The organism is Chitinophaga sp., from assembly GCF_036566945.1.
GTDB lineage: Bacteria > Bacteroidota > Bacteroidia > Chitinophagales > Chitinophagaceae > Chitinophaga.
The window spans coordinates 1-12498 of sequence record NZ_DATCVJ010000281.1 but is presented as its reverse complement, the minus strand read 5'-3'; the positions used below and the strand labels follow the sequence as shown (position 1 = coordinate 12498).

The following is a 12498-nucleotide window of genomic DNA, read 5'->3' as shown; positions in this document are numbered from 1 at the left end:
AGGTCATATAAACCATTAGGATCAAACCGGTATCCTTTTTCGGCCGCCACTTTTTCCAGATAGGCGTTGTAGTTTTTGGAACCGGTATAGTATAGCAGGGTAGCGCCAAAGTGTTTTTCATCGGTTAGATAGAGATATACCAGCAGTTGGTTATGCAGCGCGATACAGATCCTGTTATTCCCTGCCGCAATAATATTTGCTGTCGATGGCATACGGTCAATTTTATACAGGAGCTTTTTCCGATCGGCGCCACTGATCTGTATAACGATGTCGATATCACCAATAGTATCTTTTCCTCTTCTGAGGCTACCGGCGAGTGCTGCTTTAGTTACTTCCGGCAGTTGCCCGATAGTTTTTAGCAGCTCCTTTCCCTGCAGCATGGCTTCCCAAAGTTGCATGCGGTTGTCGGCATCTTTGCTGAGTTTTAAAGCTTGCCTGATATTTTTTTTATTTTCCGGTGTCAGAGAGGGGATGCTTTCAAGTTGATTCATGGCTACAGCGGTGGTAAATTCATGGAGATTGCTTATCCCTAATTGATGACAGATGCGGCCAATTTTATCGGAAGTAATTCCCCTGATGTCCATGAGTTCAAGCAGGGTGGGGGGCATTGTTTTTATATTTGTATGTGTTTTCATGTTACTTTGTTTTTCTGGTATACTAATCAGGCCCATTCCAGTTTCATTATGTTTTCACATAAATGACTGGCTTCTGTAATGACGATATTATATCTTGATCCGGTGATATTCATGTCTGACAGCAGGGCTGGATTTTCTGTCAGTGAGCGGCATAGTACAATGCCTTTTTCCAAAAGCAAATATTTTTCGTGGCGGCTTAAGGTAGAAAGACAGGTTATCGGATAGAGTCCGGCTTTGTCAATAATATCTTTCAGTCCCCGGCCGGCAGGATAATCCCATGATAACATATTTAACCCCATACAAGCCGCATACTGGGTACCGTCCTGCGTAATTCGTGTGTTGGTAATTAGCCATCCCCGGTAATCCTGTTGCTGATGGTTATCCATCTCTTTCATTTTCCATTCGATATCTTTAAAACGCGACTGTATGTACATGGGGATTTTTACGTCGCAATGTGTGCCCTGTAGCTGATGATATTTGCATTCAATAATATTGGCCTGCTGATTTTTGATGGCATATATGTCTACTTCATGAGTAATACAGTGCCCGGTCATCATTTCATTGGTGGTAGTAATGTATCCGGCCTGGCGGAAAAGTTCAGCGATGTACTGCTCGAAGGGAAAACCGGAAGGACCCAGTTCGAAAATGGCTTGTTTCAGGCGGTAGCGTCCTGCTACCGGACGTGATGATTTTTTTAACAAGGCGTAAGCCGTTTTATAGATCATGTGTGTAGGCATATTAGGGTATACCTGTTTATACAACTCCCTGAGTATCTGCTCAATTAATTCCGGTGTGGCTCCCGACCGCTTTAGTGATTGTTTGATCTTTTCTGATGAAAAGGGTACCGACGCACCATTGGATTTTGTTACGAGTACTGCTGGCTGTTTTGATTCCATAATAGCATGTATTGGTGATACTAATATAGGCTTACGCCTATATTTGACTCCTGATGCTGATTAACCTTTTGGGTGATTGTGGTCATGTTTAACAGCGCTATCCTCAGCCTGTATATATACCGTATCAGTAATAGCTGGTATTACTGATGAAGATCAGTAGTATAGCTAACCCAGGTCATAGCAATGATAGCAGGTGGCCGCTACCTTTGAGCTATTCGCACTTACTATTAAACCTCTCAGACATGTCCAACATTATCACTATTACATTGAATCCTGCGATAGATAAAAGTACCACTGTACCCATGTTGATGCCGGAGCGAAAGTTGCCCTGTAGTTCACCGGTTTTTGAACCTGGTGGTGGAGGAGTAAATGTAGCCCGGGCTATCATAAAGCTAGGTGGCGATGCCAGGGCCGTTTATCTTGGAGGAGGGTATACGGGTAAATTTTTTGATACGCTTTTACATGCAGAAGGTGTTCCCACATTTTCCGTTCCCATAGCCGGTCGCACCAGGGAAAACCTGATTATAACAGATAATACCAGCCACGCACAGTACCGTTTCGACATGCCGGGACCTATGGTGGATACGTTCGAATGGCAGCACTTACTGGAAGTGATCCGGGAAATGAACGATATAGATTATATCGTAGCCAGCGGTAGTTTACCGCCTGGGGTACCTCCGGACATATTCGCTTCCATGAGTGCTATTGCAGCCATTAAAGGAGCCCGCTTTATTGTGGATACCTCACGGGAAGCATTGAAGGAGGCATTGCGGGAAGGGGTTTACCTGATCAAACCCAATATCCGGGAATTAGCTGGTTTTGCCGGTGTTGAAACACTCAATGCCACGGAAATCGTTGAGGTAGCCAAACAGATCATCAGCAAGCACCGGTGTGAAGTAATTGTTGTGTCTATGGGAGAGGCGGGAGCGATGCTGGTAACAGCTGATATGTCCATAAGGATTCCCACACCAGGAGTTAGCCGTGTGAGTACCGTTGGCGCTGGGGATAGTATGTTGGCGGGTATTGTATACAGCCTGTCTGCTGGCAAAGAAATCCTGGAAGCGGTTCAATTCGGTGTTGCCTGCGGTACCGCGGCCACATTAAATCCTGGTACAGCCTTATGTAAAAAGGAGGATGCACAGTTGCTTTTTGAGGAAGTATGTAAAAAGCAGGCTTTTACTATGAGTATGTAGGAGATGACAGTTGGAGGTACGAAGAAATCGACGCCTTTCATCTCAGCATATTCCTGAACCTGACCAGGCCATCCTTATTTGTCGGGAAACTTACGAGTATCCGTAATAGTTATATCACCGGCTGAAATTATCTCCCATTACTCCCACAATGAATTAAAAGAATTAATACTTTGAACACGGAAGACCCCTGATCAATATCAGTGTGAAAATATTTTTATCTTGTATGTGTTTTTTTATTCAATTTTTTTTATAGCTTTAGTTCAGAAATAACCATAATACACTTTTTTTCTATGAACTACCCTGGTACACCCTCATTCCAGTGCACATAGCGTCAGTATCCCTGATAAAAAATGCCTGTGAATGAGTCTTCCAGCCTCGTTTATTTTACTTCTTCGTATTCACAACGTAATATCTGATTGAACAAAGACAGCAGATAAGCAGTCTAAAGGGATCTGTTATCCTTTTATGGCTTCTTATATACTTTCATTGCAACGGCAAAGCTATTACTATGAATACTACAGATCAAAATAAACCGGTTCCTCAAAAAATTTCAGCCATTGAGCTTAAACCTCCGGGAGGTGGCGGTACCATAAAAGGATCAGGTGATTCGTTTAAAGCAGATGCATTTTCAGGCAGCGGATCCTACGCAGTGCCTGTTCCCGTTACGCCTGCAAGAGGCTTTGAGCCTGAATTACAGCTTGTCTATAATTCCGGTGCCGGTAATGGAGCGTATGGCCTTGGCTTTTCACTTTCCTTATCAAAAATAGCCGTTAATACCGGCAGGCATATTCCGCGATACGATGATACCGATGAATACCAGCTGGATGGTGCGGCGCTTACTGTAAGTACTATTACCACGCAGGTGGTAAATGATATTTCCTACACCGTTACTACTTACCTCACCAATCCTAACATTAATTTTTCCCTGATCCAAAAATGGGAAGATCCATCTACCAGGCTTTCCTTTTGGAAAACAATTACCACTGCCAATGTTACCAGTATTTATGGTAATTCCGACCTTTCCCGCGTGGCTAACCCTGACGATAGTACGCAGATCTTTGAATGGTTAATTGACAATTCCTACGACGCAAAAGGAAACAAAATTGTATATACCTACCTGGAGGAAAATAATGAAAATGTACCATTGGGTATTTTCGAAATCAACAGAAACTATAAAGCCGGCCGATATATTGATACGATTAGTTATGGTAACTATTGGGCAAAAAATGTAGAGAGTTTTGCATTCAACGTTGTGTTCAATTATGGGGTGGGTGACAATAACCAATGGGCTTGCAGGCCGGATCCTTTTTCCTATTACAATGCAGGATTTGAAATACGGGTATTCCGGCTTTGTGAAAAAATTCAAATGGTACATCACTTCCCGGATGAACTGGGCGATCCGCTCATGGTGAAAGAATTGTACCTGGAATACGAGAATATTCAATCCTATACCCCAATTAAATTTCAGGCGCCGTCACTGCTTAAAAGCATTGTATTGAATGGATACCAGAAAGATGTATCTGATCCGCAATCGGTGCCACCGCTGGAATTCGGCTTCTCGTCTTTTCAACCGCCGGTAGCGCCGCTCTTTAAGGAGTTGGAAATGGACCTGAATACCATTCCCGGTTACCTGAATACCGCCGGCTTTTTACCGGTGGATTTAAACAGGGAAGGTTTGCCCGGATTTCTTTACAGCACTGATAATTCCAGCTTTTATATGGAACCACTTGGGGATGGTAAGTACCAGGCGCCTATGGTGAACGATCCATTTCCTATCAATAAAAATATCCAGAATGGAGCAGCAGTACTGACGGATATCAATGGCGACGGATACCTGGATTTGCTGGTACATACCGCCAATGAAATGGGATACTTTCCACGGAAGGGTCAGGATGGGTGGAATAACTATACACCATTTGTCAGTTATCCAAACAATTATAGCAGTCCATACATGGAATTGGTGGATTTGGATGCGAATGGTAAAACAGATATGCTGCTGGCTGATCTTAACAGTTTACAGGTATTTACTTCGTTAGGTACAGAAGGGTATACAGGCCCCTCGTTTATTTCCAATGACAATGATTTTCCATTGGCCAAACAGGGATACAAACAGGAGATGGTCACCTTTGCAGATATGTTTGGTGACGGGCTTTCACATCGGGTTAAAATCAGTAGTGGATCGGTAGAATGCTGGCCCTGTTTGGGATACGGCCGGTTCGGCAAAAAAGTAATGATCGGAAATGCGCCATTATTTGGCGATAATTTTGATACTTCCCGCTTATTTCTGGCGGATACAGACGGATCCGGCACTACAGATTTCGTATATGTACATCCGGATAAAGTAGAATTATTCCTGAATCAATCCGGTAACACTTTTTCTGACCCGGTGACCATTCACCTGCCGGAATTATTTGATACGCTCGACAGCATCTCGTTTGCTGATATACTGGGCAATGGCACTACCTGCCTGGTGTTTACAAAAATATCCCCCACACCCCGGCAATATTATTATAATTTTTCCGGAGAGATATTATTACCTGATGGTACCCAACAGACGTCTTTAAAACCATATCTGCTGAATGTTATCAACAACAACATTGGCGTAACGCAGATCATCAACTATTGTAGTTCCGTTAAATTTTACCTGGAAGATAAAAAAAATGGACAACCCTGGATTACCCGGTTACCATTTCCGGTGCAGGTGGTAGAAAAAATCACGATCTATGAAGCTTTCTCGCAGTCAAAATATACAACCCGGTATAGCTATCACAATGGTTACTATGATGGATATAACCGGCAATTCAAAGGCTTCGGTCTGATTGAATCCTGGGATACTGAATCCTACGAAGCATTTCAGGACACCTATCAGAACCCCGACTACCCCGTTACGTCCCTGAATGAAGAGTTGTATGTTCCTCCCGTGTATACCAAAAGCTGGTATATGAATGGGTGTAATGGCAACGACTATACGCTTTTAATGCAGGATTACGCCACAGCATATTTTAATGGCGATACACAAGCATATCTTTTCCCTCTTAATACATTACCGGACCTGGCTTCCTCCGATGATAGAACCATCGCGGATGCCTATCTGGCGCTCGCAGGTAAAATAATCAGAAAAGAGATTTATGGAGATGATAACACGGATATCTCCATAAATCCTTACCAGGTAGAACAATCCTGCTATGAAGTAACACTATTACAGGCAGCTACTCCCCATAATCCGGCTGTTTTCAGAACTGATCTCCGGGAGAAGATTACTTACAATTACGAGCGAAATACAGCTGATCCGAGGGTATCCCAGGAATTTATTTTTGAAACAGATCCTGCTTCCGGATTACCGGAACTCTCCTGTACCATGTATTTGCCGCGTCGCGCGGGGGTACAACAAACCTGCGCTGAACAACTTACTTTAAAAGGCGTGATCACTTCCTCCAGTTATTTCGACTCGGCGGATAGTAATGATTACCGGCTGCGCGGTATCCCTTATGCGAATATGCAGTATGAACTGCTGAATGCTAATTTCTCCGGTAATTACTATACCTATGATGGGGCAAACACGGTTGTCACCGCTGCCATGAAACAGATTGTTGCCTATATGGCGACCCCTCCAACAGGAGTCTGTGCAAGGCAATTCAGTGGATTGAATGCATATTTCTGGAGCCTGGACCAGGAACAGGTATTGCCCCTGGGACAAGTGTCGCCAAGGGCTTTATTACACCATATCGCCACCACCGCATTTACGAATGATAATATCACCAGTATTTTTGGGGACCGGCTGGCAGCTGAAACCATCTCAGAACTCGGAGGATATATTTATAACCAGGATACCAGCTATTGGGAGAATCATGGTTTGATTCAGAGCTATTATAAAACAACGGAAAGCTATTACATGGCTGCTGGTACCCAGAGTTCCGCCAGCCAACTGGGCGCCATGAACACCGTCGTGTACGACAATTACAACCTGCAACCCGTTATTACCACTACTTTTCTGTCTGAAGACCCATTGATCACAAACGTGATAACCGCCACCGTGGATTATCAGAGCATGCAGATCAAACAATTGGAAGACTCGAACGGAAACGTTACCCAATGCCTTTTCGACGCATTGGGGCAGGTAACGGTTAGCTCCGCATTTGGCTGGCAGGGCAGCAATTTAACCGGAGGCATGGTGCTATTTGATTACAAAAATCTGAAGACAGAATATGTTGTCAGAACCACCGCACCAGGTGGGGGCGATATTACTTTTAGTGAAGTGATTAAAGACCAAAGTTACTTTTTGCAAGGCGCCAGCAGCTATTTCTATTATAATCTCGCCGGCATTCAGACCAGCAATCAACCCATCAGCGCCATTAATTTAGTCAGGGAAAATTATTACCATCAGGGCGGCATAACAGTAACGGATACCCCAAACCAGGCCGTTGTAACCTATAATGATGGCCTGCTCCGACAAATCGAAACCAGAACAAAGGCGACCGATGTACCGGAAACTGCCGACAAGTGGTTGTCTTCCGGCAGAAAAGTATACAACAACAAAGGCAAGGAATGTGAAAGTTATATTTCCTTCTTTGCCACTATACCAGATTACCAGACCCAGGATGAAATTACCTCCCTGTACAAAGTCCCTCCACCTACACTCACGCACTACGACCCGCTGGAGCGTGTTATCAGGGTGGATACGCCTAAAGGATTCTTTACAAAAACGGCATTCAATGCCTGGCAGCAAAGTGCTTTTGATGAAGACGATACGGTTAAATCATCCGTTTACTATCAAAATTTCATGGCTTCCTATCCTGTAAGTCCAACTCAGCAGGAGCAGGATGAAAAGGACGCACTGGATAAAGCCGCAGTATTTGACAATACTCCCTCGCTGACCATCCTGGACAATATGGGTTTTACCATCCGCACCATCAACACACTGGTGGCCGGGCAGCAGCCACCTACCTTTATCCAGGTGGATATCAGCGGACGAAAAGTGTTGGAAATTGATCCACGCCTGTACGATTCCAATATTAACAACGCCACCACCTATTATAATTTTGCCTATCAATATAGCATGGGGGCCAAAAACGCCATGCTCACAGATAGCATTGATGCCGGAAAACAATTGCATTTCAGTAATATTTTTGATTTGCAGACCTGGTCGTTGAGTCCCAGAAATTACTGCCAGGTAATAAGCTACGACTGGATGCAGCGAAAATTACAGCTGAAGATTAAGCTCATTACTACCACAGGGCCTATCAGCAATTTTGATAATTTTAGTCTGGTAGAAATATTTAACTATGGTGAATATGCCCCTGCAACCGCACAGACAGGGAATAACCTTCGTGGTCAACTCTATCAGCAGAATGATCTGTCAGGCGTATTAATGCACACCAGTTACAGTATTACCGGAAGCCTGCTGGCCAGTTCGAGGAAAATGACACAGGATTATAAAACACCTGTCAACTGGAATAAAACAGTGCCATTGCAGGTCCACTCCTATGATTTTGCGTATACATTCAATGCGATCGGAAAACAACTCACGCAAACAACGCCTGATGGATCAGTTGTCAGCTATACTTATAACTACCAGGCACTAACTACCGCCATCACGCTTAAAAACAGCCAGCAGGCGCAAACCGCGGCCATTAAGAGCATTAGCTACAACGCCAGTAATCAACGGACAAATGTGGTATATGGCAATGATATCAGCACGAATTACACGTATGAAGATACTACGCAGCGAATGCTCCAGCTCACCACCCTGCGTACCACCCTGGACCCCAAAACAGTGCAAAATATCAACTACACATATGATCCTGTGGGCAATGGTACGCGGATAAGAGATTTGTCTATCGATACCGTATTTAACAACAATCAGCAAATAGATCCGCTGCTGGATTACACTTATGACGCATTGTATCAATTGACGCAGGCCAGCGGCCGGCAGCATCAGGGCATCAATGCAACAACCTACCGGAATAATATTGCTGACGGGAGTTTCATGCAATCGAAGTATGCGCCTCTGAGCGACGGAAATGCGATCGAGCAATATAAAGAGATATATACCTACGATAACAGTGGCAATATGGTGAAGAAGCAACATATTGCCACCTCGGCCAGCTGGACGCAGGATACAGCCGTGATGGATAACTCCAACAGATTGGCAGATGTTACCTATGATGCCTCCGGTAATCCGCTGTTTCTCCAGATAAATGATCAGGCACAACTGGTATTTAACTGTTGTGAAAATCTCCTGAATGTACCGGTCATTACCAGGCCGGACGAAGATAATGATGCCGACTATTACCTGTATGATGCCGCTGAGCAACGCAGCAGGAAGGTGAGTGAAAAGTACGCTACAGCTACTTCTGTGAGGTACGACGATAGCATTTATGTGGACAACTATCTGTACAATGAAAAAGGCACACAGCTGGATGACGGTACCAGAACCAGCACGGACAAAAGACAAACCATCCGCATTATGGATGATAAAGCTTGTGTACTCATTTTTCATTACTGGACGCAGGGTGGCCCTCAGAACGCCGATAGCAGCCAGTATCGGTATCAGCTGGGCAACAATTTAGGGTCCGTCGCCGTGGAGTTAGACCAGCAGGGACAGCTCATTAGTTATGAAGAATACTATCCTTTTGGAGGCACTGCCATCATTGCGGGAAGCAACCAGGTAGATGTTTCCGCGAAGATATATCGCTACTCCGGTAAGGAGTGCGACAACACCACCGGCCTTTATTATTATGGGCAACGATATTATGTCTCGTGGTTAGGGCGATGGCTAAATCCTGATCCAGCCGGTACTACCGATGGATTGAATGTTTATGCATTTGTAAAAGGAAATCCGGTTACACATGTGGATGAAGAGGGTTTAATGTTGAGAAGTATAGCAAGACTTGCAGCCGGGGTCAAAATTCGGCCCAGGCTCAATGTAAGGAATATGTCTCACTCCAGCAGAGGAGGGGCCGCTGGTAGTGGGGGAGAAGAGGAGGGCGCCCTTAACATGCATGATCTTGCCAATTCAACACAAAAAGTGACTGCCTCAAAAGCAATTGTTGTGGCAGCGAAAGATAAAGCAGTCGTGGAAATACCCTCGCTGGTGTATTGCAGGGGATTTGCCCTAAGCTTGTTCGGGGAAAATCAGACATTCATAGGTACCCTGGTTACTCACTTTGAAGGGAGTTTTATACCCTTACAAAGCAAAATGGAGCAGCTGCTCCAACAGCATGCCGTAAAACAAATGAAACTACAGCGTTTGGACCAAGGCCACGATCGGGATACGCCTCCGGGCCATAGTGAAGCAGATCGCGCCGATATGGACAATCGGACGCAAAAATTGCTGAACAAACTGCAGCCTAAATTAGGAGATGAATATGACTTTGCGAGACAACTGAGCGATGCCAATACTGCCCAATTCAAAAAGAAGTACGACAGCAGAAGCCTTGTGAAACGGACAGCAGATAGAGTAATGAATCCTATGGAACGACTGGTTGCATTCTATAAAATAATGCCCGGCGGATCTATCAACAGTGTGTTGTTACCAGAACACGTGGTGCAGTACCTGATTAAATATCATGGTGGCGGTAAATAAGGATTAACAATAACATCTCCATTCAGTAAAAAGTAAATTCAAAATATATTCCGATGAAAAACACGATTACCTCAAAAATAAAAAGTGAAAAGCTCGCATCTTTTTATACCACCAATCCGGACTTCGATATACATAGTTTTAATTTCATTGATGAGCGAAACCTTTCTTCATTAAAGCTTTCCGAAGGAAAGGAAAAAGAAACAGTAGCAACACTCAAAGCGTATCAACGCCTGTTGCGACTGCATCCTGATCAGGACGTGGTAGAAGCTTTGCTGGACAATGAACTGGATTCTGCCCGGAAAATCACGTCTTACAGTCAATCGCATTTCACCAAAAAATACGGCGCCAAATTACCGGGAGGAAACAAGACAGCGCGCAAAGTATATCAGCAGGCCAATAGCGTCAAAACGAGCGTAATGATGCTTTGGACGAATATCAACCAGCTGCGTAAATCACCTTATTACCAGTCACTGGCTGCCTCTCCCGCGCCGCAATATCCGGTGCAGGATTTTGAAAATTTGTCCAGCTACCAGGAAATTTTTGGCTCCCTCAATTATTGCAGCTGTCCGGAATGTAAATCCATTTTGGGCGCCGCGGCCTATCTCACGGATCTGCTGCGAATCATAGATAAAGCCATTACCAAACCCAATCCGGATATCCCCGCAGGGCTTTCCTTCAACGACAGAAGGCCGGACATCTCCCAGATAAAACTCACCTGCGCTAATACCAATAACCTGGTGCCTTATCTGCAGATTGTAAATGAGATCCTGGAGATCACCCTCATGAAAGCGCTGTCGGTAGACGATATCTATTTTGACCTGGTCAGCAGGTATTATCCTTTCAACCTGCCGTTTAACCTGCCGCTGGAGCAAATCAACGTTTATCTTGCCCAGAACGACACCTCGTTGTCTGGTATATTCGCTTCGATGGATACCGGCAGCAGCGGGCTGGCCATTGCACGGCAATACCTGGACATGTCTGTGGAAGAGCTGAACAACTATATGAAGCCGGACCCTGGACAATTGCCTGCGGTATTGAGTGCTAACTATGGCCTAACCATTACTGCCAACAATCTGGCTAAATTAAACGAGGTAGATACATTTATCAGCCAGGTAGGCATCTCCCTGGAAAATCTCAAATTACTGTTACTGGAAAACCTCAATACGGAAGAAATTTTTAACGTCGGCGGCACCTATAACACTACCGGCATGAAAGGACCTACCATTGTGTTCAGACAGTCCGGCAGCAACATAGAAGCCATTTGTACTTATGATACCGGTACGCTCGTAATAGAGGGCAGTATCATTGATAAAACCGTACAGGGCGAATGGACCCAAACGGAAGGCACCACTGTCACCAAAGGATATTGCCAGCTGGTGTTTATCAATAATGCCTTGTCATATGCCGGTAACTGGAACACCGCACTGGGAGCTCCATGGGAAGCCTCCGCCTGGAATGGTATGCGGAATGGAACCGTATCACCGCCGGCCAGCGGCATCATCCCGCATAACTTTTTCATCAACCTGCCATTTGCTGACAAAACTACTTACCTGTTTGTCAGACAGAATAAAATAGACCCCAACAATGTATTTGATGAAATAGCCAATCTCGATATTAACACCCTGGATACACTGAACCGGTTTATCCGGTTGGCGCAAAAGCTGCAATGGGACTATGCTTCGCTGGACTGGATGTTGCTGACATTATCTTTCGTGACCAACACCAGCCGGGAGATTTCAGATAAGATCATCATTGAACTGGCAAAAGTGATGAAACTCTATACCGAGTATTCATTACCGTTAGATCTGCTGGCGAGTTTATGGTATGATATCAATACGACCGGTATCGGGAACCAACAGTTTTCCGCGTCGTTGTTCGACAAAGTATTCAATGGTCCCGAACAGGTTGGGTATACAGATATTATTCCTTACCATCCCCAATATGATGGCAACTACCAGCAGTTTGTAAATCCACTCTACCAATCAACCGTAGTGGACTGGTACCTTAACGATACCGATAGCTCCAAATCAACGCCGGGTAATATCATTGTATCAGGTATCCTTACCTCCACCGACTCCCTGAGGTTGATAGCAGTGGCCGCCTTTGGTAAAGTTACCAGTATCAAACTGACGGTGGCTAATTTGTCGGTATTATATCGCCATGCTATGCTGATAAAAGCCATCAACATA

4 protein-coding genes and 1 pseudogene are annotated in these 12498 nt (G+C 44.7%); 3 read left to right on the top strand and 2 right to left on the bottom strand.

Translation table 11 applies throughout. The features are described from left to right. Positions 1-635 (bottom strand): annotated as a pseudogene (locus VIP81_RS08350) (DNA polymerase III); the annotation flags it as partial. A 26-nt stretch (positions 636-661) separates the two neighbouring features. Then, positions 662-1531, bottom strand: a complete 870-nt coding sequence (locus VIP81_RS08345; RefSeq protein WP_331958331.1) for an ATP cone domain-containing protein — start codon at positions 1529-1531, stop codon at positions 662-664. A gap of 242 nt (positions 1532-1773) precedes the next feature. Between VIP81_RS08345 and VIP81_RS08340 the strand changes: the two genes are divergently transcribed. The 3 genes from VIP81_RS08340 to VIP81_RS08330 form a co-directional block, all read left to right on the top strand. Continuing rightward, positions 1774-2724 carry a 1-phosphofructokinase family hexose kinase gene (locus VIP81_RS08340; protein WP_331958328.1) on the top strand — a complete coding sequence of 317 codons (951 nt, stop codon included), beginning with the start codon at positions 1774-1776 and terminating at the stop codon, positions 2722-2724. Between the two features lie 508 nt (positions 2725-3232). Beyond that, entirely contained in the window at positions 3233-10309 is a 7077-nt protein-coding gene (locus VIP81_RS08335) for a SpvB/TcaC N-terminal domain-containing protein (RefSeq protein ID WP_331958325.1), read from the top strand. A 53-nt stretch (positions 10310-10362) separates the two neighbouring features. Then, a partial coding sequence (locus VIP81_RS08330; protein ID WP_331958322.1) for a Tc toxin subunit A occupies positions 10363-12498 on the top strand: 2136 nt, incomplete at its 3' end.